The sequence below is a fragment of the Pseudomonas sp. DWP3-1-3b3 genome, from assembly GCF_049896305.1.
In the GTDB taxonomy this organism is placed as follows: domain Bacteria; phylum Pseudomonadota; class Gammaproteobacteria; order Pseudomonadales; family Pseudomonadaceae; genus Aquipseudomonas; species Aquipseudomonas azotoformans_A.
Genome location: NZ_JAFCUA010000015.1, coordinates 23,552 through 47,743, shown reverse-complemented (window position 1 = coordinate 47,743; position 24,192 = coordinate 23,552). Strand labels below are relative to the sequence as shown.

Genomic DNA, 24,192 nt, shown 5'->3' with positions numbered 1-24,192 from the left:
GAGTGTACGCGGGGCATTAGCGTGGGTATGCGTGAGGTGCTCGGGGGAACAGAATAAATCAACGTAAGGAGCCTTAAATGGCCGGCAGTAGCTTGTTCGCGTTATTGGATGACATCGCCACGCTGCTAGACGACATCTCGCTCATGAGTAAAGTCGCTGCAAAGAAATCGGCTAGCGTCCTGAGCGACGACCTTGCTGTGAATGCTGAGCAGGTTACCGGCATGAAAGCAGACCGAGAGCTACCGGTGGTTTGGGCTGTTTTCAAGGGGTCGTTGAGAAATAAAGCAATCCTGGTGCCTTGTGCATTGGTGCTGAACGCACTGCTGCCTGCTGCGGTTCACTGGCTGCTCATGATAGGGGGAGCATATCTCTGTTATGAGGGCTTTGAGGCTATCAAGGACAAGCTCACGGCTGGTCGAGACGATGACACAGGGCAGCCAAAGAAAACGAAGCCTAAGACGCCTGAAGAGCTTGCAGCTTATGAAAAGCGGAAGATTACAGGGGCTGTTCGAACGGACTTCATTCTGAGCGCCGAGATCATTGTCATCACCCTAAATATCGTTACTGATGCCCCGATGCTCCAACAGATTTTGACGTTAGCGCTGATCGCGGTGGTCATGACAGTGGGTGTTTACGGATTGGTAGCGGGGATCGTCCGCTTGGATGATGCCGGCATTGTTCTCCAGAAGTCTAAAGCTACCGGCACATGGGGTTCTCTGGTGAGGACTGTTGGGGGATGGTTGCTGTCGGCTGCACCAAAGCTTATGAAAGCATTGTCCTGGATTGGGACTCTTGCGATGTTTCTGGTCGGCGGGGCGTTTATCACGGAAGGCATTGAGCCAATACGGCACTTTGCTGAGGGACTGGTGGAAGGGGTAGGGGCGTGGGGCTCCGTCGCAAATCTAGGTATTCACTGCCTAGTAGGTGCGCTCGTAGGGATAGTTGCGATGCTTATCGTCAAGGGTATTGCGGCTATTTCTGGTAGAGCATCAACGTAGACAACTTGAGCTGAGCACTTGCTTCGTATCCGGGGAGTTTCCTACAGCTTTTTTTACGTATGGGGCAAGCATTGTCGCCCTCTTGGTAAGCATCCCTGTCCTTCATGATGCGATAGCGCAACGAACAGTTCTGGCTGCTCGGAAGACGGTACACTATAGGCATTCTGCCATCACGGCTGCCAGCTTTCGTCACGGATACATCATGGATTACAAGCGTATTAGAGGCATGGATTCAGGACAGCGCCTCGCCTTTGAAGAACTCGTTTGCCAGCTTGCACGGCGTGAACCACCAGCCGCTGACGCTGAATTTAGGCGAATAGAAGGTGCCGGGGGCGATGGGGGTATCGAGGCTTACTGGTTGCTCAGCGACGGGAGCGAAATTGGATACCAAGCAAAATACTATCTAAAAGCAGGTGACATTGATTGGGCCAATATTGACGACTCCGTTAAACGCGCCCTTCAGTCACATCCATCGTTAACCAAATATGTTGTGGCTTTAGCCTGCGATCTGACTGATAGGAGCGGCAAACAAGCTAGCGGGAAAAGAGGCTGGGAACATTGGGAAGCTCATAAGGCAACATGGACGTCTTATCTTCCTTTGGGCCATAAAGTCGAATTTATTCCCTGGACAGCTTCAGACCTGACTGCCCGACTGTCGCTCTCAAATGCCGAAGGATTAAAAAGGTATTGGTTCGGGGACGTTGAGTTTTCACCGAAATGGTTGTCAGAAAAGGTCGAATGGGCAGTTGAATCCCTCGATGAAAGATATCATCCTGAAGATCATGTTGAAGTCGGTATTGAAAAGTTATTTCAGATAATTTTACGAGATCAGAGCATCATTTCGGAACTTCAGGGCAAGATCGACAAACTCTCTGCGCTGGCCAAGATGAACGATGTAGAGAGCGTGCTAGGAAGCGGTAGCACTGCTCTGATAGAACGCGTTACATTCCGGGTCAAAACGCTTAGCGACCTGAGACAGAAACTCACATCTGATGCTTGGACAACTTGGCCGCTGGCAGAGTGTCTTAAGTATATTGAAGAAATCTCGGACGACGTCCACTCCCTTGAAAACCTTACTTGGAAAGCTAAGGAAGAGAGACGCAAGGGAAAAAATTCCAGCGATCACTCTTTAGAATACTTACAACATCGCTTAAGCGAACTTAGTAACGCATCGTACGCATTCAGATCATCTCTTCAAGATAGATACTTCTCTGCAGCGCTTAGTCGTAGCTTCTTTCTCATCGGAAAAGCCGGCACCGGAAAATCTCACTTACTCGGCAGTATTGCTCAGCAGGCCATATTAGACGGCAGGGTCGCCATCCTGATATTGGGCCAACACTTGAACAGTGAGAGTGTCTGGAGCCAAGTCACTAACCGGCTGGGCCTTGGCGATATTGATCCTGACGCCTTCCTTCAAGCCTTGAGTGCTGCTGCTGAGGTTACGGGCAAGCGCGGTTTGATTTTGATCGATGCTTTGAATGAGGGGTCAGGTATAACTCTTTGGCGTAAGGAGCTTGCGGAGTTTATCGGAAGGATAGAAAAGCATAACAACCTGCTAGTCGTGTTCAGTTGCAGGACAGAATATACCTCGTACGTAATACCTGCGACTCTCAACGAAAAAATTCCATCCTTTCAGGTTCGCGGATTCGTGACCAATGACGAGCAAACCCGCGCCGCACGCATGTATCTTGGAAAAAGAGGGATTTCCCAACCCAACACTCCTTGGTTAGCTGCCGAATTCGTCAATCCGTTATTCCTGCGAAGTGCCTGTACTGCACTCGAGAGAGAGAGTCAAAAATGGTTTCCCAGAGGTTTAACAGGTACGAAACAAGTCTTTTCGTTTTATCTTAAGAGTATTGCTCGAAACCTAGGCGCAGGCAGAGATGGTAGTGATGATCTTGTCAAACCTACCAATCAGGCACTTTCTATAATTGCTACAGAGATGGCGGCGAAACAACGTGACTATGTTCAGCACTCCGATGCCATACGAATCGTCGCTGAAAAATTTCACGCTTTTCCAGCTCCATCAGGAACAACCTGGTTTGAGATACTTCAGCGAAATGGGTTGTTTCGGATGGATCCAGACCCGAAGAGTCGGGATGCTGATCCGTTCGATGCACCAGAGGACATTGTTCGCTTCAGCTTCCAAAGGTTACAAGATTACTTGATGGCTTCGGGGCTTTTGGGCGAAGTTGAAGATCCAGCTGAAGCGTTGAAAAGCGGTTCACTTCAATTCATTCACAATGGTAAACGGCTTCACGGTAAGTGGGCCGGACTGACGGAAGCGCTCTCCGTACAACTACCTGAACGTTTCCAAAAGGAGCTTCTTGACGTCATGCCTGGTGGCGTAGATCGCTGGGCAAATGAGCACTCTGTTCGCAGTGCATTTATCGAGAGTCTCCGGTGGCGAGCCAACGAATCCTTCAGCAACCGTACACTTGAGCTCTTCAATTTTTTTCTATCTGAAAGCGAAGAGCATTTCGACATTATCCTCCAGGTGAGTGCAAGCGCTGACCACCCATGGAATGCGAAATCCCTGCACTGCCGGCTAGCTGCTCAGAGCATGGCCAAACGTGATGCTTCATGGACTATTCAGCTTAACAGCCTGCCCATGGACGAGGAAAATACTGCCCAGCGATTGATTGAGTGGAGTGCCTTTGAGCAGAGTCAACAAACAGACCCAGGGATTCAGTATCTCTGCGCAATAACCCTGACTTGGTTTTTCACAAGCTCCAACCGGGAACTGCGAGACAAAGCTACCAAGGCGCTAACGTCGCTCATGATTTGGAACCCCAGCTTGTATGGGATGCTCTGCACAGACTTTTCCGGAGTTGATGATCTCTACGTCCTTGAACGCCTGCACACAGCGGCCTATGGCGCATGCTGCATCGATCCAGACCAGCATCGACTACACGCCTATTCGGAGATCGCAAATACATCGGTTTTTGACAGAGAGGCTGTACCGCTGTCGATCATACTCAGAGACAGTGCATTAGGCATTATTGAGCTAGCGTTGCTAAATGATCACCTGCCTGAACAGGTTGATATCGTGAAGGCGATGCCGCCTTATCACTCCAAAAGCATCAGGCTTTCCGTATCCGAAGAGGCCCTTGAAAAGGTCGCTAAGCAGGCCGGGGACTCGCAGATTTTGGATTCTTGCACGGGCTGGGGAGGCGATTTCGCGAGTTATCAAATCCAACCTAGGGTCAGCTCATTTTTGAACGTACCACTGGTTTCACCTGAGCCACTTAGCGCTACCGAAATTTATGACAGGTTTGAGGATGAGGTCATTAACCACTGCGAGCTGAGGACTCGCGTTCTAAAATTGATGCATGATTTTAGCCCTAATCCCTTCAGAGATCTCAGGCTCGGTCTTTCTGAGCAAGACGTTGAAGAAAGCTCAAAAAACTTCAAGATGGCTGAAAGCCTGCTTCTGGAGTTTTTAAACTCTGAAGAGCGGACTAGATATAAAAAAGAATATAAAAAACGCTTCAAGTCGTCTAGAAATGTTCGTGAGCAGCTTCCTCATATCGACATAAATTCGGCGAAGCGCTGGGTCGCTAAACGAGCCTATAGCTTTGGCTGGACGAAAAAGCTGTTTCCACATGATCGCAGCCTTCGGCATGACTACAGTCGGGATCGGCCATTAGTTGAGCGCATAGGGAAAAAATACCAATGGCTTGCTCTCGATGAGCTTCTCTGCAGCCTAGCCGACAACAGATGGCTATCAGAAAGGACTGAGCAGGGATCGCGTCGGTATGCCTACCCTTTGGACATCGGCACTCATCGAGAAATCGATCCAACCATTTTGCTTGCTGACGGGCGCAGTCGCCCCCAAAGGCAATACCCGTCGGTTGAGAAATTTGAGATATCAATTCGAGAGACTCTCGAAGCGGATGTGGGGAAATGGCCTTTTGAAGAGGAACCTTCAGCCGGCATAACGAACCTAGTTGGCCGTGAAGATTTAACCGGTGGGACGTGGGTAGTCCTGCACGAACATCGCTCAGTAACCGAGCGATACGAAGAGAAGCAAGGTCGGGAGCATGGCTCCAGGCAATCACAGTGGCGCTTCCTGTTACCGGTAGTCGTGAGAAAGGAAGACGAACAGCAACTTCTTGATTACATCCGGACAAAGCAAAAATTGGACGTAGATTCTTGGACTGCCCGTGACTTCACTAACGATGGTTATCTCAGAGAAGCGCCATGGCGCTCGACATGGGCACAAGAGCAGTGGTCAATATACGAATTTTACGAATTGGGTGAGATAGAGGTCGCCTATCCCTGCTTCCGTCACTACTGGGAGCAACACTTGGATGTCTCAATGCCCGAAGGCGCCCAAGCTTTGATACCAGCGCCGTGGCTCGCCCAGAGGCTCAACCTAAAGCCAGACCCTGAAGATCCGGCAATCTATGTAGATCAAACAGGGGAGACGCGCTTCGTTTGCGGTAGAAGCTCAGGTGATGGTTCGCACGCGTTCATTGACCAGCAACTTTTCCAGGCATTCCTGAAGGAAGATGGGCTCGCCTGCGTATGGATATTTATCACGGATAGGAGCGCATGGCCGGGCGGTGAAAACGAAAATGCATCCCGACGACGCTCAGAGGGTGTGGTGTGGTACGAGCACGGCAAACCACAGATGACTCATTGGAGCGATGATTGGGCTAGGGGAGATTCAAAGCAGCATGTGCCAGCAAAGGTTTAGTTAATTAGATCACATCGAGAGTTCAGATAGCGCTGCAGACACGCACCCAAATGGACGCATCAAGTCCGGACGTAACTGTGAGCCTAGGACACTAGACTGATGTGCACTAGGGCGCGAAGGCGCCCTGCAACTACCACTGGCTGATCTTGTAGCCGCAGCTCCGAAGCTCTCTGACCACTTCGGCTTTCCAAGCTCCGGCGGCATCCAGATCGACGTACACCACTCCGCTTATGTCGTTAGGTGTCTCGATATCACCCTTCTTGAGAGCGCAAACGTTCTCCCGCCCAAGATGCCCCATAAGGTATCCGTGCTCAAACACCACATTTTGACGCGCTCGATTCCTAGGCGATTGGTTGCTTTCGCTTACACCGCGCCCTAGGTCGCATGGCGTGTACAACACCAGCGCGAAGTCGGCGTCATTTGCATAGTGCTCAATCTTTTCGATGATAGTCTTACCGCCACTAGCCTGCTCATGCAGCACAATGGCCTTCAGCCCCAACGATTCGATGAACCGACTTACTTCCTGCTTCGCCTCGTTGTCTCGACCGTGGACGATGAACACATTTCGCTTGTTTCTAGGAACTGTGGCAGGTGGGCTGTTCGTACTCGCACGCCCGGAATGACTGGCCCCACTAGGAAAGATGCTCGCAGCTCTCGGCGCAGGAATCGGGCTGGTGGCCGGCAAGACCACAGCATCTGGAGACTCTAAGGCATCTAGCAGTGGTGTGAACTCAGCAGACAGGAAGTCTCGTCTGTCGGCATAGCTTTTGAACTTTGGTTGGATGAAGTTCCAGAAAGAGTCGAGACTGCTATGCGTCTTTAGCCACGATGGCAGGAGAGCTGCGACCGCCGAATCGCTCAGGAGCACGAAACGCAGTTGCTGAAACTCACTATCGCTTGCGGGCTTTCCTGTTGCGCGAGTCGTGAGAAGGTTCAGCAGGTAGCTGACACGCTCATAGTTATTGTTTAGAAACTCCAAACTCATTTTGCAAGCCCTAACAATGGCGCAGCGCGCCGGTTTCCGTGTCTGGTCAAGCAGGTCTACCGAACTTGGATGATGGCCATTTGAGGGCAATCCTAAGCGGCTACCGTCACGAAATCAATGTGTCGCCAACCCGAGTGGCTGTTCGGACTCAGGTTTGGGCCAAGAGGCTGCCGGGAGGCATACTAAGCCGGCATCTCACTCACGTTGGCAATTGGCGTCAATACCGCGTGCGTCTGATAGAGACGCTTGAAATACGCGCTCAGCCTTGCAAAGTATCTGGATCCTCAGAGCTCCGAGCACTGAACGACAGGCACAAAAAAACCGCCTTTTGGGGGCGGTTTTTTGAACATCATTACTTTCACAGGAGACGGTATTAGCCGTGTCGCCGGGGTGGAGTCCTGCACTCTTAGCCCGACCATGTATGCAAATTATATAGAACAGGTGCCACACGTGTCAACCGAATTGACGGAATCCAGCTCACCTCTACTCGATTCAGGCGCGATCCAGCTCTCGCTGAGCCTCAAGGCCTTCATCATAGTTAAGCTCCCACTCTGACGCCCATCGTCTTGCAAGGTTGCCTGCTGTGGTCGATGCGCGCAAGGCAGCGATGGATGCCTCCAGCTCTCGAGTGAGACGATCAACGTCCTGCTGGAGCGTGTCGGCCCTGACGTTTTCTTGAAGGAATTGGTTGTAAGGCACATAGCTGGAAACGCCAACTGCGTGCACCAATGCAGCCTTGAAGAGCTTCTCCTCAGCCTTGCTCAGGGTAACGGTGTAGCGGACATTCCGAGAGGGAACACTTGTGCCAAAACTCACAGGAGGCAGGAGGCGCTGAATCGACACGGACTCCGTCCTGCCACAAAGCACGTAACTGGACTTACCGCTAAATTTATAGCGCGGCATCCTGTTCAACGTGCGCTGCTCAATCTGGAATACAGACTTGTCACCCAGCGAGGGCTGGACGGATGTCACGGGAGCGACCTGAACGAGATTGGTCGACACTACCTTCACTACGACAGCCAATCGGCGCTTGTACATTTCTCCCGCCAAGAGAGTGTCGCTATAACGCTTGTTGGTTTTGGTGCTCGCGTCAGTGCGCCCGGTATACTGAACAAACCCGTAGTCCACCTCAACCAATGTGCCAGGCCTGAGCAGCTTAGTGATCGTTTGGTTACCGTCCTTCTTCAGCGTCTGATAGAGGAAGACTTCTTTAGCGACGTCTTGGGCCTTGAGGAAGATCGTAAAGACCGCCGGGTCGGCTCCATTCGCAGGTGTGCTGACGACTGATTGCAACTCCCAACGGTGGAATTGCGAGGTCGAAAAGCATTTTGTGACATATATCGGCGGCGTCTTCTTGCCTGGCCGAGGTGTTGGTAGGCCGGGAATGAGCGCTTCGCGAATATTTTCGTAGGATTCAGTTCCCAGCAGATTTGGCTTTTCAAGCCCTGATGCGGGGTCGATCACAGTCTCAAAATAGCGAACGATGATCGTCAGCATTAAACATCCTGTATGCACGTCAAAAGACTATTTTGACGTGTTGGAAGGACAAGTGGAAGCCTTAGAAAGATTCCTGTGCCGTGCTTCGACGTCGACTGACTTTCAAGTCGATTTGGGCTTGCCCCCCGCTGGGGTACGGCTGTCGTAAAGCAGACCCCGGCTTCGCCAGGTTTTGGCCCTCCGGGCTTCCATCCTCAAGCCTCTCGCCCATCCTGGGCCGGCGCGCTCCGCTTGCGCGAGAGAGAATAAGTGCTCACAGCGCTGCTAATCCCAAGATTATGGCGCATCGCCACTTTCCAGCTACGCTGAGGAGCCTTTCCCACCGTAGAAAAGGAATTCACCCCATGCACGCCTTGAGCAAAATACACATCAAGAACTTTCGCTCTTGCAGGCAAGTGATCTTGCCCCTCGGCGATTTCACCCCACTGGTCGGTCAAAATAACGCAGGAAAATCTACTATCCTGGACGCGATCAGGCTGGTGCTTGCGCCCAAGGCATTTGCGAAGACAGATGCGAATGACCCTGCCCAGCCCATCATCATAAGCGCCTGCGTGTCCGGGATTACCGAGGAGCTGATTGCGCAGATCCCTGAAGCCCGACATCAAGCCGCTATTAACCCCTACTGCATCGGCGGTGACCTTTGGATCAGAGTTTCTGCGTTAGGCTCGGCTAGGCCTTCCACGGAGGTGTGGGAAAATGCTGAACTCGATGATCAAGGTGTCCCTACTTCTTGGCGCTCCTATCCGACGGGCCTGCCTCAAGCCATTTCGGCGTTGCTACCAGAAGCGTTGCATATCCGCGCCATGGACGATGTTCAGGAAGACTTAGGTAAAGGCAAAGCTGGGAGCACAATTCGTGGGCTCCTAGATGAAATCATGGCGCCCATCCTCACTGCCCACCAAGAGGTTCAGGATGCGCTCACAGCAGTCAGGAATATCCTGGGAACAGACGGTGAAAACAGATCCCCTCTGCTGACTGAGTTCGACACCAGCGCCACCAATGCCCTCTCAAGCTTCTTCCCTGGTTTGATGTTAAACCTAGACGTACCGTCAATCGACGTTAAGGAGTTTTTCAAGAGCGGTGATCTGAACGTGACAGATGAGATATCTGGTCAAACCAGACGATTCGACACTTTAGGTAGCGGTGCTCAGCGCGCAATACAAATGGCCTTGATCCGGCTCCTAGCCGACATCCGTAAAACCCGCGATCAAGACCTTTCTCGTCGTCTCTTGCTGATCGATGAACCCGAGATTTTTCTCCACCCACAAGGTGTCAGGGGCCTTAGGGAAGCACTCCTTGTGCTTTCAAAATCCGGCTACCAAGTTGTGTTCACGACCCATTCGCCATTGATGGTAAGCAGGGATAATGCGCCTGAAACGGTGATCGTGCGCCGCTCACGGGAGAACGGTTCCGAGGTTCGGATTCCTATGGGCACGGCGGTTACTCAAGCTATAGCAGAGGCTCAAGCCCAATCTCGAACGCTTTTTGAGCTCGGAAACATTGCGGAGATCTATTTCGCCGAAAAGGTAATTTTGTGTGAGGGCAAAACTGACCAGAGGTTGTTACCCCTCATTTACGAAAAGCTCTATGGCGTTAGTCCGGAGCTTGAACGGATCTGTTTCGTTGCCCTTGGGAGTTGCACCGCTATACCTAAAGGATTTTCTGTACTGACGGCAATGGGTATCAAATGTGGCGTGATCGCTGACTTGGATTTTGCATTCACCCACGCTAGAGGCCCCTGGCTTACCAAGGAATGCGAAGAGATGGATAACGTCAAATCTGTACTTCGAGTGGTCAGCCAAGCCGAAGGTTTCCAGCTTGGAGGAAATGGAATGCCTCAAAAATCCCAAAGCGGAACTGCAGCGGACTGTTGGGCTGCCTTCGCGAGACATGCTGAAGGCCGACCGCTCGCAAAGGCAGCCCATGAAGCCATGAAGGCAACGTTCTCAACTTGGGTCTGGCCAATGGGGTGCATTGAGGACGCATTAAATATTGAGGAGAAGGGAGAGGCAGCCATCATCGCCCAGGAGGACAGCATCAGGAACTGGCAGCCAGAGCTAATTGACCAAGAGTTTCCCGTTTTCCGTAGCACTCTAGATTGGATGCGGGCTATCTGACAGCACCTCCATTGTGATGTTTCCATTTGGGAGCATTACATGGGCAAATCCTGGTTGATGAACCAGTCCAGTATCGGAACTATCGTAGACGCTTCGCAGATTGCCATGCTACTTTCGCCGCCTCTGATCTTCCTGGATCAAACGGTCGGCTCGTGAAGGCTCTAAAGCCACAGGTTGCAACACCCTCTTTAACGCACGCATTTCGACGATAGTCAGCGGGCAGCCGACACCCTGACGCTACCGGAGAATTGCTATGCGCGTCCCAGTCTATCCAGACGATCTGATCCGAAATCGTGGTTTCAAAAGCCTGTCCAAACAGTTGCAAGAGCGATGGTATGGCTCAACCCCGATCTCGCTTGCAGATGCTCAGAAAGCGCTCGCACTAGGACTGGGTTATCAGAGCTTCCACGATCTCAGCGAGACCGCGAAGGCCTGGCCTCCAGATGCCCCCGTACCACTCGAAGCCGACGTCAGGCAGGCAATTCGTTCAGCCATCGACACTGCCCTGCAGCCGGAAACATTGCTTCCTCTGGATCAACAGAAGCTGGAACGGCTTGTAAGCGATCTGTCCCTGAAAAAACTCGTAGCCTTCAAACGTGCGCAGGTTTCTCCAAGTAATGGTCATAGCCCGTCACCTGAACGGGTTAGCCGGGCTCAGTCAGGACTGTCCAAAGAACATATTCAGACGCTGGAGAATATCTTGTCCGAATCCGGCAGCTTGAGAGATCGGGCGCTGTTCGCATGCATGCTGGGTGCGCTGCGGACAGGCGAGTTTCTATCGGCAAGAATGCGGCACGGTGGTGCGGTGTATGGCGTGAAGAGCCTTGATACCAAGAAGGTACTCGATGCAATTCCCGCTAGGCACAGGTCGGTGTTCGAGCAGTACATCAAGACCTCGAAGTTGTCGGACGGAGAGTATCTGTTCCGTGCGATTAATGGCCCTGAACGTCCACTATCGTCTGAAGCGCTGAGAAAAATCTGCGTCTTGTGGGCTCGGAAAGCGGATATTGATGCGTCCCTGGTCACACCTCATAGCGTACGCAAGACCACCGATGGTTATGCCGACTTGATGCGCTAAATTAGCGAGAGGATGGGGCACCACTCAGCCAACACCTCATTGGCATACGCAGTCGGATTACCGACAACCAGTAGCGCTGCTTTCAAGGATTAGGCTTGAAAATGATAGAGCCTAACTCACGAGGGCAATTGGGGCTTTTCCTACTTCATAGATTGACGCCGATCCAGGGTATCCCTGCTTTGGGCCTGCCCCTGTCGGGGTACGGCTGTCGTAAACCAAACCCTGGCTTCGCCAGGTTTTGGCCCTCCGGGCTTCCATCCTCAGGCCTTTGGCCCAAAGGGCCGGCGCGCTCCGCTTGCGGTCATGCCTATGAGCGTCAAGCGTTAGTCATCATCGTCATCCTGACTACAATGGTGCGAGGTACATCCACAGTCTTCAATGGCTCCGCCGTAGTAGTTGTCTTCGCCATCTTCCACCTCCCACATGCTGGTGGTGCAATAACAATGTTGGCACTGATAGTGATACGTTGACATATAGATTGATTCCTAGCTGGCAATGGCTGAGTTAGTCGTTGTTGTGCGAGTAATCGTCGAAATAATCCTCTTCATAGTAAGGATCGTATTGGGCGAATACCGCTGATACGGCTTGGGCATCCCGCTCACTCAACCCAAGGCTCGAGTTCAACGCTATTTTCTGCCTGGCTGCGGATTCATGATTATCGTAGGTGTATGGGGTAGCTTGCCCATCACGACTGCCTTCCTGAACGAGCATCAGCCTGAAAATGTGCCGCTCGTTTGGAAGCTCGGTGCAGTAGTAGCAATGTTTTCTCGGCAAGACCTTTCCGGTCAGCTCACGCAAAAACAAGCTTGTAACGCACTCATTTTTGGGAGTCATGGATTGCTCATGCAGAGAGTAGAAGGCGAGGGTTTCCGGCTCACCTGGATCGCCTGCGCGAAGCAGGTAACGTGGACTTAGCCACCAGAGCCAAATGGTGACTTCTCCGTTCGCTATCGTGACCTGAACAGGGGGAAGCGCTGTGGAATGCTTTCTTCGTATGGGGAGATTGAAAACTGGCCAGTCTTCTATAGGCTCAGCTGGGTCTAGCAACGAAAACTTTGAAGTTGCGCCTGAAAACCGATGTTCTCCACCGCTGGCGATCCTTTGAGCTAGTTTTTCGGCAACTTGCACCATGTTCCAAGCGTTGCTGCGATCATGGATCAAGTGGTAGGAGGTCGCACGTCCCGGCGCGCAAACAACAGCAAAACCGAGACCAGAGTCTCCCCAATCATCACTGGGCAAGTCAGGTAATTTCGGTGCTTTGACGCTCATCACGTTCCAGTCACGGAACCCACAGGCGCGCGATATAGCTGTCAGCCATTTCCCGAGCGGTACGGTATTGAAGATGTGAGCGTGAGAATGCTTTACGTAGTGTGCTAATTCTTTGGCTTCGGCAACGCTGAGAGCAGGCATACCTTTCTCCATGATGAGCACATGTAAGAACGGGGGCCTCCCCTTGCCATTCAGTGCTCAGTCAGGAGCGTAGCAAAGAATTTTTCACCAGAGATTTACCGTGCCCAAGAGGGGCGGGAGGGGATGGTTCTCTAGACCTTTAGTGGATGCTACCCATCGTTGATGGCTTTCGCAATATTATATTTGGATGGTTGAAAATGGGGAGATCGTCCGAATGGCACCAGGTAAGGTGCGGCTTCAACCAATTCAATTTGCCTCATTCGAATTCTGCTGCGGGTTCAGGCCGCGTGAGCGATGATCAACTGCGGCATCTCAAGGAGTTAGTTTGTGACTATCAGTTCCCTCGCTGAGCGGTTGCGGGAGGCTCAGCACGTCGTGGTCTTTACTGGCGCTGGTGCATCAGCAGAAAGCGGCATCCCAACATTCCGAGATGCTTTGACGGGGCTGTGGGAGCGGTTTGATCCTGCACAGCTCGCGACCAGCGATGCCTTCCGAGCTGACCCATCACTGTGTTGGGGATGGTACGAATGGCGCCGGCACAAGGTTGTCCAGGCGCAGCCAAACGGGGCGCATCGCGCTATCGCCGAACTGACCAAGTATTTGCCAAAGCTGACAGTGGTCACACAAAACGTAGATGACCTTCATGAACGCGCCGGCAGCCAGGATGTGATTCATCTGCACGGAAGCCTGCATGCACCTCGGTGCATCGATTGCGGGCTGGCGTATACGCTGTCCATCACATCCGAAGCCCTGCCGGAGGGTGGGAGTAGGATTGAGCCGCCGCGATGCAGCGCATGCAGTGGGTATGTCCGGCCAGGAGTTGTGTGGTTTGGCGAGATGCTGCCTGAGGACGCGTGGAGTGCTGGTCTCGCAGCTGCGGATGACTGCGATATCTTACTGTCGGTCGGTACGTCTGGAATCGTTTACCCGGCTGCTGAGCTACCGCTACGTGCTTTGGGCCACGGGGCAACTGTCGTTCACATCAATCCTGTGCGGTTCGAGATCAGCAGTCAGGAGCATTTTCTCCAGGGCCCTGCTTCGGTGATGATGCAGAGCCTGCTTCGCGAAGCCTTTGGCGACCATCCTGCCTCGTAGCTTCATGGCTATTTCCGGTAGATCCGTTTTGGGCTTGACCCCTTCGACGCACCGTTGGCGTGAACCATAACCTGGCTGCGCCAGGTTATGGCCCTGCGGGCGTTCATCCTCAAGCCTCTGCTCGTCGCGGGCCGGCGCGCTCTGCTTGCGCTTGATGCTTACAGCGTTGCCAATATGCAATCCACGCCCCTCTCAGCTCAGCAGGTTGGCTTCAAGTCTCTGAACGGCTCAGATAATCACGATGAAGAAAACCGTTCGACCATGCAGCGACTATTACCGAGCTATTGGGTTTGGCCAGCGCAGGCAGAACTCGACCATAGTGGCCGTCATCTGGTGCTCAAAGTTCGCCCACGGTCTGATTAGCCGTGAACTTGGCAACTACTTCTGGATAGATTTTTTGAACCTCTGTGATCTTCAGATTAAATTGCCCCAAGGTCGAATAGGGGTACGGTTTGCTGATGCCCTCAAACCAAGTGATCACAAAAGGAGCATGAACCTTTGGGCTCTGGTCATCCCCTGAGCCTGAGCGGGAAATGGAGGCAAAATTGTACTTTTCCAGGATTGCCCATTGCTCGCGTGTGGCAGCAAAGGTGGCATCCAAGTCTAGCTGATAGCCACCAGTTGCGAGGAAGAGCACCGAAAGCGCTTCACGTGTCTCGGCCAGATCGGCCCCGTAATCGCGGGACGCAGCCTCCAAAATACCGGTAATTACTGCGGCGCCTTCCGGCGTGTATTCAACTACGGCGGATCCATATGAAAGGTCATTGGATATGGGGTCATGGAGGAAGCCCATACGGATGAGGTCATGCTTCGCAGAATACATGCCGTCTCGATATGTACTGGTCATTGAAAAGCGCATGGAGTCTGACTCCAGGCTGTAGAGCAATAACCCAAGGGCCAAGCAGGATATCTCCTGCTTCGGTGGCGGCGTTTGTATCCTAGCTGACAAACCAGCATCAGGAAGTCGCCCCGGTTCAACGAGTGAAAGGCTGGCGAGACCGCGTGCACTGGGGCGAAACCGCCTACTGATGTCCGAGCCTTTGAAGGCTTCTTCAAATTTTTTCTGACCGTAAAGTGTCATCTCCATCAATCCGGCTTTTACCATGTACTGGAGTTCTTCACCGTAATAGGAAGTAGAAGCACCTTGAGTAAGGATATTAATCTGCGAATCGGTTAGCGGTTGTGTCTTGACGTAATGCTTGTTCATACGCAGAAGTCCTTGAAGATAGGCTCTTTACATTAATGGTGATTTTGCGTTCATTGCCGCTCAATTGTTACTTGAGTGGGGGGCATGTCTCAATCATCGGCAAACGCCTCGAGCGCAGTCAGCAGCTTGGCAAGCTCAGCCAGGTTGGCTGCCGTCACTATGTCATATTCTCCTCGACTGCTTAGCCGATACACGTCGCGCGCTTTTTTAACGCGTTCGAGAAGAGGGACGACGATGCCGGATGCCCGCTCTAGGAAGTCGTTGATGTCTGCACGCGTCTGGGGAATTTTGTAGCCCTTCGCCGCGCTGGTGATGATGACGTCCGCATCCCGAAGCTTGGCAATGCCACTGGATCGGATTCTCTGGCCGTTGACCTCTCCCAATCCGCTGTCTTTTAGATGGGCCATGATCTCAGTAGTCAGCACGTAATCCTTAGTGACAAATTCGCTCTGGAATCTCAAGAACCGCAAGATGCTTAGCTGCAGGCGCTCATCTTCATCAGGGTGCTCACCAACCCGTTGGCTAAAGAGGTCGGCCTGGCGGAGAGCTTCTTGGTGTACCTGGTAGTCAGCGTACCCAAATTCATCCGTGGGCGGTGGCAGAAGAGACTGGTACTTGGATGGCCACTCAAGCATTCCAAGGGTCAGGCTTCGTAGAATCTTTTTGTAGGCAAGAACTGCTTCTTCCGATGCTTTCTCTTCGTAGATCTGAGCGACTGAGCCAGCAAAAAAATCTGCAACCTGAACCAAGACGTTGTCCTTACTGGCCATCGTCTGGAAGGCATCTTTATCGCCAAATAGGTCATCGACGAACCGTTCTGAAACGTAGCTTTTGAGGCTCTCCTGAAATTCCTGGCCACCATGCTCGTCTACGATCATCTGGAGGTCGGGGTATGCGCGGAACAAACGTTCATAGAGCAACCCATTCACATATTTTATGAATGAGGTCTTGAAACGAAGGCCACCGTCTTTGCGAATTTGGGACTTATCAACGACGGTGAAATAGAGCCTGAATGGCAGATCGGCTAGCTCGTTTAGGATCCGGGCACGGCGATCTGAATCCTTGGGCTTAAGATTGCTGGATTTGATCTCGCCCGTTTGAAAATGCCGCTCGCGGAGTGCTTCAGCTTGGGCATAAGCAGCCTCCAGGTCTTTCTCTGCCACTAGAATGGAGCACACGATGAAGAAGCCCGAGCTTCCTCCCTTTGACGTATCAAGGTCGGAATTCCCGGACTCATCCACGAAGGCATAGGTTCTGTCCATGAGCTTGCTCCATCAACAACGTACTGAGCGCAGTGGGTCGCTCAATGGCAAGGTGGCGAACTTAGTTCGTCGCAGTGGTACTGCCTGGAGCGGGGCCTTCGCTGAAGGTGTAGTTGATGACCACGTCATTTCGGATCAAGAGGTCGAGAGTTTTCTGAGTGCCCGTAGTCGTCACCTTCATGGTGACCACGTAGCTTTGGGCATGGGCTGAGCCATTGGTGTAGGTGTAGATCCACTTCTCGTCAGTCTCGCTGACGGCGCTCTTGGCGTAGGGCTCGCCAAATAGCGACTTCAGTTCTGAAGTAGTGGTTTTACCTTTGGTGATGCTCGCTACACTGACCGACGGAAAGTCTCGTCCTGCGGTGTAGTGGGACGTAGCGCAACCGCTAAGTGCGACACAGATTCCCATTACTGCGATGAGCTTTTTCATATCCTTCCTTGATCGTAGAAAGCTCCAAATCTAGCCGGCATCGAGGCAAAAAGCCATCACCAAAGCGATCAGCTACTTCGCTTACTCGCAGATAGGGCCTCTACATCGATTTAACAGAGACGACCTCTACGTACTTGTACTTCTTCCTTGCAGACCTCACAGCCTCCTGCTCAGCAAGTAACGAGCTCATCGTATTGGCCTCGTGAATCAACTCGATCATTTTCCCCTCAAACTCGTTCCCAACCCGTAGCGTGACCCGCAGCCTAGGCGTAAACGCTTTTGCCGCTTTCTTCTTGACTAAGGGAGCTGCTGCAGGCGATGTAGAGACGACCTCTGGCACACCCTCCTGTCTTTGAGGCGTCGGCACCTGCTCTTCGGGATGAGTCGTACCGAACAGCGCACGTCGCATTTCTTCTTCAGTTAGTTCTGGGTTCATAAAGCATCTCAAGGGGCGGCATTTCGCCCGGCAAGTTCTAGTAGGATTCTTGCGGAGTGGGGTCTTCGGTGGAGCCTGCGTGGACGTCAAATTCCCAGCTCGATTTCAATACGACAGCCCCGCAAGGCTCGCGATAACTGCTCCTTTGGCAGCAATGCTAGGAGCGTCGCTAGAAAGTCCTACTAATTTTTTGGCCAGATCATTACGTAACAGTTCAAGCCGCCCCTTTTCCAATTCGCCGCTTTCTCGCATTACCGACCTCCTCTGTCGAATGGTCTACCCGCTAAATGCTCAGCATGAACGGAATAGATACTGTTTTACGAACGGAGAACCGGACATCCGCCCATGTCGCGACTACAACCTGATGAAGATCCGTTGGGCCAAGGTGTTCCTATGCAATTCTCCATAGCAGTCCTTCCTGTGACATTTCTAGCCGGGAGCTTGTCGTTGAAAAATCATTCGGAATCAGTTTGCTCGGATGTGGTTGTTTTAAGATATCTGCGAATAGTGGTCTTCGACAGCCCCAGCGCTTCCGCGATCTCAGCGACCGGAACTCCTTCACTATTCAGGCGATTAGCCTCCGCCGCCTTTTGCGCCGCATCGGATCGGACAGGTCGACCAGGCGGCAGCTTTCCTGCTTGTGCTAATGACTCCATCTCCTGATCAACCCTGTCCTTCGAAATCCTATTTAGCTGCTTATTCAGACGCTTTAGTCCCTCCCTAAGCGGCTCATCGGACTGTAGACACGTCGCCATGAGAATCAGCGAGGCCGGCTCCACCTCCAGCAGCGCTGCAAGACGAATGAGCACATCAATCGTGATGTTCACCTCTCCACGCTCTATCCGGCCCCAGTAGGAACGGTCAATCGTGATCAGGTTTTCCTGCGTAAAACCCTTTCTTCTTCGCAATGCTCGTACTACTACAGCCAGGGCTTCTGCGGCCTCCATTACATTTCCCCAAGTAAATCGAGGATAAGGCCATATTGCGGCGAACCATAACACGGACTATCATCCGTATTATGGTGCTATTAGCACTTTCAGGCAGGCTTCCCGCGATTCGATTGACGCCTCCAAGCCAACGCAACTGGCGTGCGGATAGACTCTTTGCGAGGGGCGAGCGACAACAAGCGGGGTTGAATTGTCAATTTCCGGGTTATTAATTGAGGTAAATCCCATGGCTAGCGTCCAAGAGCCCGACTTTATGAAAGGGCCGAGAACGCCCCTTGAGGGCTTGTTAGGTACTTCCGAGGCACGAGCTTTATCAGTCGAACGATTTCCTAGAAAGCCCTACTGCCTAGTTCGAGACTGGACAATATTTCGAATCGAATTAACCCCCGACGAACTCGCCAAACTGCATGCAGTGGGCCAGCTCCCGATGATCGTTTTTGCTCACAACGTGGCCGAGGATAGCCAAGGTCGTTTCGAGAGGGGGGATTGGGTTCGTTCAAGCATGTGCACCGGTTTCCACGACGGGGTTGTGTTCGAAACGAGGAACACTGTCTACGTCTTGATCGGCCCTGGCCATGAACAGCCTGCCAGCCTGAAGGAAGTATTTTCCTTCTTCTAACATGCGCTTCGTAACGGAGCCCTTTGAGGCTCAGGAAATACAATGTTTAGAACACACGACGCCGATATGCTTGGCATGCCGGGGATGTTTGGTGAAGGCCAGTACCAATGGCATCAGGTATCCAAAGTTCTTCGAAATCACTGGTATCACGTCACCGTCCAGGCTCACCACAAGGGCCGAACCACCGAAGTGGTTCTGATGATCGACAGTGAACCTCGATTACAGCAGGTGCTGATTGCACAAGACGAGGAGACGATCATCACCGACGTTCAGGTGGTCACGCCGGCATATATGAATGGCACCACAGGATGGCGCATGGAAGCACTGACCAAGGTGACGCTTGGCGAAGACCAAAACGAGTGTGTTGTGTGCCTGCTAGATGTGGAGAACGGCTCCAAATATCACAGCTCTCACCAACCTGGCTTCAACACTGATGCACTGAGCAACCTTCGTCCGATCTATCACGCGAACATGATTCGCACAGCCTGAGATTTACCAAGAATCCCGCACGATATCAGGGCAGATGGTTCCGTGCAGATTTCCTGGTAACTCCATACTGGCTGCGAAAGGAGCGCAATTATGCTGAACGCTTTGGATGTGAGTTTTCATGGAAAACGTCACACTGACTTTGACCTCGTGCGAATCATCAAGGCCCAAAAGCAAGGCTTCGACAAACCGATCACAGCCTATCTCTGCGGAGTATCCATAAAGGCTCGTGCTGGATTGGGCGTCGTGTTTGGTCACAACCGTAAAGACCAATATGGACGGTTGGGCGACGGTCACCTGATCCGGACATCTGACGTCATTAAGGCGGAGCGCGAGGGCCGATTTTGGGTACTGACCACAGTCAACTCTAGGTACGTCATCGCTACGTTTCAGCGCGGTAATGGACGTGCGAGCCTGCGCGATTTTCTAAGGCTTTCACAGGGGCAGCACCATTTCACTCCCCGAGTGTTGCAGTGACGGTCGCGCCCATTAGCATGGATGGAAATCACCGTCCTGTGCTCAATTTGGCTCGTCCGCCTGCGCACTTTTAATAAGGTAATTACCGAGAGAGGCACATAGGCCAACTATCAACTCAGCTTCATTGAATGAAGGTTCTCGCCCTTCGCGTATGTGCCGACCATTTTCAGATGCGTAACCCCAAGCTTTTGCTACAGCCTGATCCAATGGGGGAGGAATGATGGTGTTGTGTCGTTTGAGAATGTCACCCAGATTCGCTTTGACATCACCAGTGATTTCTCGGGCAACACACTCTAATGATGCCATAGCATGTTGGATGGCACCTGTTGGATCAGGAGAGGGGCGACGGGAGAGATCTGCAATCGCTTCGTGCAACTCCTTCCCAGCTGTCACGTGGCCGAATGCGCGCTCGGTCTCCCGAGCATTCTTCACGATGACTTCAAATGATTCCGGGCCGCGAATTTCGACAAGGCCATCTACAAGCTTCCAACCAATGCCATTTTCTACGAAATAGTCATTTAACTCAGTGTGAAAATGTTCGTAAGTATCAGGGTTATAGTTGTACTGACCCAAATCGGCTTGGATGCGCTCGATTACGTCATAAACTTTGTACCACTTACATTCCTGGAGAAGATTGTTCACCTCCCAGTCAACGTTGGGAAATTCGCTCCAGTTGTTCGAATCAGGCTGTTTTTTTAGGGCTTTACAAAGAATAGCCCGCAGACCTGAGGGCTTGAATCCGCACTCGTAGGCCAGTTGAACCAAATACCCACGCAGCTCCTCAGGCGCATCCTCCCTGATGGTGATTTCACGCTCTTGGGTGCGATGAAATCCGTTGCGCTTAGAAAAAGAGTCATTCATCCCGTTTTCGCTCCATTGATCTCTTGTTTCAGCAAGCTAAGGTTTTTCAGTTTCCATGTCTATTGCCTAGATGGCCGTAGCGTCTGAGAAACCAGCGAGCCCGCGTGATGGTGTCATTCTAGCGCTGAGCGTCGGTCGGATTTCCCGATTCGATTTCTTAATTTCTGGTTTGGATCATGCATTTTATGCCAAATCAGAAAATCTGATCCCTTTTAGGGACGACCAGCTTCCTACCTTGAAGAATAGGCCTCCGCTCTCATCCCCAGATACGCAATACGCAGCATCGCAGGTGCAGAAAAAAGCGGTAAACTCGCTGCGACCAACACAGGGCAGGATGTTATGAAAATCAATGCTGTAAAATCAGCGCACTGCCCAAAATGGCTAAGTACGGAGAATTTTCTCCAACGGATTTGCATTGAGGTGACAAGGATGTTTAGAAAAAAAGCGCAATGGCCTCGCCCGAAACACTCCCGCAACGTACTAGCCTTAACTGTTAAGTTAGTTCTTATTTTTCTTAGCATGGTTGCGTTACTTGCAACTGTATACCCCCTTGTGGATGTGGGAAAATTAACCCCAGCCTCAGCATCGGTCATATCGATAGTCGGGGTGGTTTTGGTTTTTCTGTACATATTTTTAGTTTCTTATGAGATATATGTAGCAGAAGGAAAAAGAGTATTTAAACAATCCGACCCTGATTCTATTTGCAACTACATGCTTCATTGGATAGCCTATGGAGGACGAGTAGCAATTTGGACTCGTGACATGAGTTGGGCAAAAGGTGATAAGTCACAAAACTTACTGCGCGAAAAAGCAGAAAACGGTGAGCTGATAATTTGTCTACCAAACCATACTGATTTTTCGAGAGAGCTGGAAACGAAAGGGGCTCAGATTTATGTGTATGGCCGGGAGTTACTCAGTGACCCAAGCGCCCGCTTTACTATCGCATTCTATGGTAGGGACGGCAGTAAAGTTGCCATTGGAAGAGCGCAAGCAGATAAGCAGGTAGTTGAGGAGTTCAGCTCTGGCGCACATCCCTCATTTCAACTGGCCTACGAGCTTGTGCAAATAGCTAAAAATATTTCTCAAAAAAAAGGTGAAAACCAACTATGAACTCACGGTTTTCGTACGTTGACAGCATATCTTCTCAAGAATTGGCCAGAGAGTGGGACTGCCTTGCCTCAGAACGGCATCAGCAAATCTTCAACGGATTAGATATCACATTTACTCATGTCATGGCTCCATTGGTTGAGTCACTTGTTGGTCAAGATGATGAGGCAACCTTGGTCGACATCGGTTCTGGGACTGGTGAGCTTACGGGCCGCTTAGCCGCTAGGTTCAAAAAAGTCGTGTGTGTCGAACCATCGTTGCAGAGCATTAACATTGCGAAATCTATACTGTCATTTTTTTCTAACATTGAATTTATCAACTCCGACTTTGAAGACTGCGAAACTCACCTAAAATCACGAACCGAGAAAAATGTCTTTCTAGCAGCCATGATGTTATCGGCAGATCCGCAACTCGACAAATTTGCTCAAACCCTCTCACGGGTGGCACAAAAAGGCGATGAATTTGTAGCTACCATTCCTCATCCGTGTTTTTGGCCAAGATATTGGGGGTATGAAAAAGAGTCGTGGTTTTCTTATAGCAAAGAGCTGATGATTAAGGCTCCCTTCAAGATATCTTTATCTGATTCCGAGTTTAAAACTACGCACATTCATCGGCCAATTGAACGATATATAGTGACGTTCGCCAAATATGGATTTCAATTGGCTAGCATGTCCGAACCGATCCCTAATAACAAGGTTCAGTCTTTATACCCAAAGAAATGGGAATTTCCACGATTCTTGGCATTTAAATGGATCAAGAGCTGACCTAAATAACCCAATCATATTTGGGTAGTTCGGCATTTAAGTAGAACGAGTATTCACTTGGTATGGCTGTTTCATAGATCGTAGGTGACCCCGGCTGGCCCAAAAGAGGCCATTGAGCGTACCCGTGATGTCCTGATCACCTGACTCGCTTGAGATCAAAATCGACCAGTGGCTGCCTCATGGAGGCTTTCTGAGACGGGCCAGCCCCTGCTATATGTGGCCAGCGTTCTCCCCAATTGTGTAAAGCGCACCACGGACGTTGTCGCCGACTTCTGCATGTCCCTGGGCTTCCACCTGGAGCGTCAGCTCCATGAGCGCAGCTTCGAGAGCGAGCTGATTTTGGTACATCCTTTCCAGCACATCTGATAGCGAGTATTCGGTCATGATGCACGTCTCTATTAGTCAAAAACCAGCATAGCAGCGGAAAGGACGAAGGTAAGACGGGCAATTTAAGCCGTGAAACACGGCTGGATGTCCCCCGCATTTATCAACGCTCCGTCCAAAAAAACTCGAAGACGTGCCATCGAATGCCATACAGCCCGAACTCACCGCTATGTTTTATTTTTCTTCAGGGCGACCCGCTTTAACCAGCGCAGCGCCTTTGCCGTCCTCCTTAGCTATAAAGCTTTGTGCATTTTCAACTGAATAAAAAAATCCGAATATCATGACAAAATAAATACCTATTACCAGCAAGCATGCCTCCACGAAAGCTGACTTTCCGTATTTCAGTAGATAAACGAAAGTCAGAAGATTCTTACGCTTGAGATCTTGTCCAGCCAAGCTCTTAACATACGGATCAAGACCGGGGGTTGCCCCAGCCCTAAACTCTATAAAGAAGTTTTTAATGTTGGCGTGGGCAGCCAGATAAAGTAATAAGAATATGAGGAAGCAAATCAACCACATGGTGGCTGCGTCGCCATAGCGATGTTTTGCTATGAGCGTATCAGCTTTTCCTGCAGATATGGCAACCAGCACCATAAGGAAAAACTGAATTGACGTATTGCGAAGGAACTCTAAAAAATGTTTCTTCCCCGAGTTCAAAATCCACATAGATAGCTCCGTGCTAGCGATTGCGCCAATAACATTGTGAAAGGTGAGGCATGCTCACGTTTAATTTTCATAAAATCTTAGAGGGGGATTACGACGCCCCCTATCCATCGTAACGACAGGCTGATATGAAAATTGCCCTACAAGGTTTTCAACAGTTTTTCGAGTGTCTGATGTTCCCAAGTGCTTAGCAGCGCAATGGGATCCGTGCCAAAGCGATCTCCCGAGTCAAACGACCACCGCCGTCCATCCGGACTGACGCATTGTTCGCAGTAGTCGAGCTGATCGCAGTCGTTGTAAATCGACATTCGCCATCCATCGACATCGACTTGGAAATGGCCGGAATGGATGTGGGCCCATGACTGCTGACCAACTTTACTCATGACACTTCGACCGAAAATCGCCTCCCTTAGTACCTGAGATACCTCTCTTGCGGAGAGCGCAGCCGCTGTGTTTTGGCTAACTCTACCGACCTGGGATGAGCGAGCTTCTGCTCTAGCCTCTTCCAGCCTTTGCTCAACGTAGATAGCCGGATCATCATCTAGTTTGAGCGGGTAGCCTACAGTCGATAGGGCCTGGGCCCGCTCCTCAATCAGCAGGCGCTCGGGGTCACGAACCGCTTGGTAGGATCTGCCTGGTACGCGTTGAGTTACGCCAATTCGCAACT

At 51.4% G+C, this 24,192-nt stretch carries 22 protein-coding genes; 10 read left to right on the top strand and 12 right to left on the bottom strand.

All coding sequences use genetic code 11. The features are described from left to right. The first annotated feature begins 77 nt into the window (after nt 1-77). Nucleotides 78-998 (top strand): DUF808 domain-containing protein, encoded by a 921-nt coding sequence (locus tag ACP7BX_RS28825; RefSeq protein ID WP_426131480.1) that lies wholly within the window; start codon nt 78-80, stop codon nt 996-998. Between the two features lie 202 nt (nt 999-1,200). Further along, nucleotides 1,201-5,700: an ATP-binding protein gene (locus ACP7BX_RS28820; protein ID WP_426131478.1), complete on the top strand. Its 4,500-nt coding sequence runs from the start codon at nt 1,201-1,203 to the stop codon at nt 5,698-5,700. A gap of 130 nt (nt 5,701-5,830) precedes the next feature. Here the strand turns inward: ACP7BX_RS28820 and ACP7BX_RS28815 are convergent, their stop codons facing one another. Together ACP7BX_RS28815 and ACP7BX_RS28810 are read right to left on the bottom strand one after the other, a co-directional pair. Further along, nucleotides 5,831-6,685 (bottom strand): TIR domain-containing protein, encoded by an 855-nt coding sequence (locus tag ACP7BX_RS28815; RefSeq protein ID WP_426131476.1) that lies wholly within the window; start codon nt 6,683-6,685, stop codon nt 5,831-5,833. A 492-nt stretch (nt 6,686-7,177) separates the two neighbouring features. Further along, complete coding sequence (locus ACP7BX_RS28810) at nt 7,178-8,182, bottom strand: hypothetical protein (RefSeq protein ID WP_426131474.1); 1,005 nt, start codon at nt 8,180-8,182, stop codon at nt 7,178-7,180. A gap of 344 nt (nt 8,183-8,526) precedes the next feature. On the opposite strand from ACP7BX_RS28810, the gene ACP7BX_RS28805 reads away from it, so the two are divergent. Together ACP7BX_RS28805 and ACP7BX_RS28800 are read left to right on the top strand one after the other, a co-directional pair. Continuing rightward, nucleotides 8,527-10,299, top strand: coding sequence for an ATP-dependent nuclease (locus tag ACP7BX_RS28805; RefSeq protein ID WP_426131472.1), 1,773 nt, complete (start codon nt 8,527-8,529; stop codon nt 10,297-10,299). A 253-nt stretch (nt 10,300-10,552) separates the two neighbouring features. Then, on the top strand, nt 10,553-11,377 hold the full coding sequence (locus tag ACP7BX_RS28800; protein ID WP_426131470.1) for a hypothetical protein: 825 nt from the start codon (nt 10,553-10,555) through the stop codon (nt 11,375-11,377). A gap of 504 nt (nt 11,378-11,881) precedes the next feature. On the opposite strand, the gene ACP7BX_RS28795 is transcribed toward ACP7BX_RS28800, so the two are convergent. Further along, a complete protein-coding gene (locus tag ACP7BX_RS28795) occupies nt 11,882-12,787 on the bottom strand; it encodes a hypothetical protein (protein ID WP_426131468.1) in 906 nt (301 codons plus the stop codon). A gap of 327 nt (nt 12,788-13,114) precedes the next feature. Here ACP7BX_RS28795 and ACP7BX_RS28790 point away from each other — a divergent pair, with 327 nt between their 5' ends. Further along, nucleotides 13,115-13,882 (top strand): SIR2 family NAD-dependent protein deacylase, encoded by a 768-nt coding sequence (locus tag ACP7BX_RS28790; RefSeq protein ID WP_426131466.1) that lies wholly within the window; start codon nt 13,115-13,117, stop codon nt 13,880-13,882. Nucleotides 13,883-14,219: 337 nt separating this feature from the next. Here ACP7BX_RS28790 and ACP7BX_RS28785 read toward each other — a convergent pair whose 3' ends face one another. The 5 genes from ACP7BX_RS28785 to ACP7BX_RS28765 all read right to left on the bottom strand — a co-directional run bounded on the left by ACP7BX_RS28785 (nt 14,220) and on the right by ACP7BX_RS28765 (nt 18,164). Then, the gene (locus tag ACP7BX_RS28785) at nt 14,220-15,089 is read right to left on the bottom strand and encodes a hypothetical protein (protein WP_426131464.1); all 870 of its coding nucleotides are present in this window, start codon (nt 15,087-15,089) and stop codon (nt 14,220-14,222) included. Between the two features lie 89 nt (nt 15,090-15,178). After that, complete coding sequence (locus tag ACP7BX_RS28780) at nt 15,179-16,351, bottom strand: DUF3800 domain-containing protein (protein ID WP_426131462.1); 1,173 nt, start codon at nt 16,349-16,351, stop codon at nt 15,179-15,181. A 61-nt stretch (nt 16,352-16,412) separates the two neighbouring features. Continuing rightward, on the bottom strand, nt 16,413-16,781 hold the full coding sequence (locus ACP7BX_RS28775; protein ID WP_426131460.1) for a hypothetical protein: 369 nt from the start codon (nt 16,779-16,781) through the stop codon (nt 16,413-16,415). A gap of 100 nt (nt 16,782-16,881) precedes the next feature. Then, on the bottom strand, nt 16,882-17,217 hold the full coding sequence (locus tag ACP7BX_RS28770) for a hypothetical protein (RefSeq protein ID WP_426131458.1): 336 nt from the start codon (nt 17,215-17,217) through the stop codon (nt 16,882-16,884). A 455-nt stretch (nt 17,218-17,672) separates the two neighbouring features. Then, nucleotides 17,673-18,164 (bottom strand): helix-turn-helix domain-containing protein, encoded by a 492-nt coding sequence (locus ACP7BX_RS28765; RefSeq protein WP_426131456.1) that lies wholly within the window; start codon nt 18,162-18,164, stop codon nt 17,673-17,675. 226 nt (nt 18,165-18,390) lie between these two features. Between ACP7BX_RS28765 and ACP7BX_RS28760 the strand changes: the two genes are divergently transcribed. From ACP7BX_RS28760 to ACP7BX_RS28750, 3 genes are all read left to right on the top strand, one after another. Continuing rightward, on the top strand, nt 18,391-18,783 hold the full coding sequence (locus ACP7BX_RS28760) for a DUF6957 family protein (protein WP_426131454.1): 393 nt from the start codon (nt 18,391-18,393) through the stop codon (nt 18,781-18,783). 42 nt (nt 18,784-18,825) lie between these two features. Further along, on the top strand, nt 18,826-19,272 hold the full coding sequence (locus ACP7BX_RS28755; protein ID WP_426131452.1) for a hypothetical protein: 447 nt from the start codon (nt 18,826-18,828) through the stop codon (nt 19,270-19,272). Between the two features lie 90 nt (nt 19,273-19,362). Beyond that, on the top strand, nt 19,363-19,746 hold the full coding sequence (locus ACP7BX_RS28750) for a hypothetical protein (RefSeq protein ID WP_426131450.1): 384 nt from the start codon (nt 19,363-19,365) through the stop codon (nt 19,744-19,746). Between the two features lie 42 nt (nt 19,747-19,788). Here ACP7BX_RS28750 and ACP7BX_RS28745 read toward each other — a convergent pair whose 3' ends face one another. Then, nucleotides 19,789-20,607, bottom strand: coding sequence for an AbiJ-NTD4 domain-containing protein (locus ACP7BX_RS28745; RefSeq protein WP_426131448.1), 819 nt, complete (start codon nt 20,605-20,607; stop codon nt 19,789-19,791). Nucleotides 20,608-20,946: 339 nt separating this feature from the next. Between ACP7BX_RS28745 and ACP7BX_RS28740 the strand changes: the two genes are divergently transcribed. Continuing rightward, nucleotides 20,947-21,717 carry a hypothetical protein gene (locus ACP7BX_RS28740; RefSeq protein WP_426131446.1) on the top strand — a complete coding sequence of 257 codons (771 nt, stop codon included), beginning with the start codon at nt 20,947-20,949 and terminating at the stop codon, nt 21,715-21,717. Continuing rightward, complete coding sequence (locus ACP7BX_RS28735; RefSeq protein WP_426131444.1) at nt 21,714-22,478, top strand: class I SAM-dependent methyltransferase; 765 nt, start codon at nt 21,714-21,716, stop codon at nt 22,476-22,478. Before ACP7BX_RS28740 ends, ACP7BX_RS28735 begins: the two co-directional genes overlap by 4 nt. 210 nt (nt 22,479-22,688) lie before the next feature. On the opposite strand, the gene ACP7BX_RS28730 is transcribed toward ACP7BX_RS28735, so the two are convergent. From ACP7BX_RS28730 to ACP7BX_RS28720, 3 genes are all read right to left on the bottom strand, one after another. Next, complete coding sequence (locus ACP7BX_RS28730; protein WP_426131442.1) at nt 22,689-22,862, bottom strand: hypothetical protein; 174 nt, start codon at nt 22,860-22,862, stop codon at nt 22,689-22,691. Between the two features lie 174 nt (nt 22,863-23,036). After that, a complete protein-coding gene (locus tag ACP7BX_RS28725) occupies nt 23,037-23,528 on the bottom strand; it encodes a hypothetical protein (RefSeq protein ID WP_426131440.1) in 492 nt (163 codons plus the stop codon). Between the two features lie 137 nt (nt 23,529-23,665). After that, nucleotides 23,666-24,190, bottom strand: coding sequence for a DUF7693 family protein (locus tag ACP7BX_RS28720; protein WP_426131540.1), 525 nt, complete (start codon nt 24,188-24,190; stop codon nt 23,666-23,668). Nucleotides 24,191-24,192 lie beyond the last annotated feature (2 nt).

Excerpts from the sequence above, each read along its gene's own strand:
- ACP7BX_RS28740 (WP_426131446.1), top strand. The coding sequence starts at position 20,947 with ATGAAAATCAATGCTGTAAAATCAGCGCACTGCCCAAAATGGCTAAGT.
- ACP7BX_RS28800 (WP_426131470.1), top strand. The coding sequence starts at position 10,553 with ATGCGCGTCCCAGTCTATCCAGACGATCTGATCCGAAATCGTGGTTTC.
- ACP7BX_RS28780 (WP_426131462.1), bottom strand. The coding sequence starts at position 16,351 with ATGGACAGAACCTATGCCTTCGTGGATGAGTCCGGGAATTCCGACCTT.
- ACP7BX_RS28730 (WP_426131442.1), bottom strand. The coding sequence starts at position 22,862 with ATGACCGAATACTCGCTATCAGATGTGCTGGAAAGGATGTACCAAAAT.
- ACP7BX_RS28725 (WP_426131440.1), bottom strand. The coding sequence starts at position 23,528 with ATGTGGATTTTGAACTCGGGGAAGAAACATTTTTTAGAGTTCCTTCGC.
- ACP7BX_RS28755 (WP_426131452.1), top strand. The coding sequence starts at position 18,826 with ATGTTTAGAACACACGACGCCGATATGCTTGGCATGCCGGGGATGTTT.
- ACP7BX_RS28765 (WP_426131456.1), bottom strand. The coding sequence starts at position 18,164 with ATGGAGGCCGCAGAAGCCCTGGCTGTAGTAGTACGAGCATTGCGAAGA.
- ACP7BX_RS28785 (WP_426131464.1), bottom strand. The coding sequence starts at position 15,089 with ATGAACAAGCATTACGTCAAGACACAACCGCTAACCGATTCGCAGATT.
- ACP7BX_RS28820 (WP_426131478.1), top strand. The coding sequence starts at position 1,201 with ATGGATTACAAGCGTATTAGAGGCATGGATTCAGGACAGCGCCTCGCC.
- ACP7BX_RS28770 (WP_426131458.1), bottom strand. The coding sequence starts at position 17,217 with ATGAACCCAGAACTAACTGAAGAAGAAATGCGACGTGCGCTGTTCGGT.
- ACP7BX_RS28825 (WP_426131480.1), top strand. The coding sequence starts at position 78 with ATGGCCGGCAGTAGCTTGTTCGCGTTATTGGATGACATCGCCACGCTG.
- ACP7BX_RS28760 (WP_426131454.1), top strand. The coding sequence starts at position 18,391 with ATGGCTAGCGTCCAAGAGCCCGACTTTATGAAAGGGCCGAGAACGCCC.
- ACP7BX_RS28735 (WP_426131444.1), top strand. The coding sequence starts at position 21,714 with ATGAACTCACGGTTTTCGTACGTTGACAGCATATCTTCTCAAGAATTG.
- ACP7BX_RS28805 (WP_426131472.1), top strand. The coding sequence starts at position 8,527 with ATGCACGCCTTGAGCAAAATACACATCAAGAACTTTCGCTCTTGCAGG.
- ACP7BX_RS28745 (WP_426131448.1), bottom strand. The coding sequence starts at position 20,607 with ATGAATGACTCTTTTTCTAAGCGCAACGGATTTCATCGCACCCAAGAG.
- ACP7BX_RS28815 (WP_426131476.1), bottom strand. The coding sequence starts at position 6,685 with ATGAGTTTGGAGTTTCTAAACAATAACTATGAGCGTGTCAGCTACCTG.
- ACP7BX_RS28810 (WP_426131474.1), bottom strand. The coding sequence starts at position 8,182 with ATGCTGACGATCATCGTTCGCTATTTTGAGACTGTGATCGACCCCGCA.
- ACP7BX_RS28750 (WP_426131450.1), top strand. The coding sequence starts at position 19,363 with ATGCTGAACGCTTTGGATGTGAGTTTTCATGGAAAACGTCACACTGAC.
- ACP7BX_RS28795 (WP_426131468.1), bottom strand. The coding sequence starts at position 12,787 with ATGCCTGCTCTCAGCGTTGCCGAAGCCAAAGAATTAGCACACTACGTA.
- ACP7BX_RS28775 (WP_426131460.1), bottom strand. The coding sequence starts at position 16,781 with ATGAAAAAGCTCATCGCAGTAATGGGAATCTGTGTCGCACTTAGCGGT.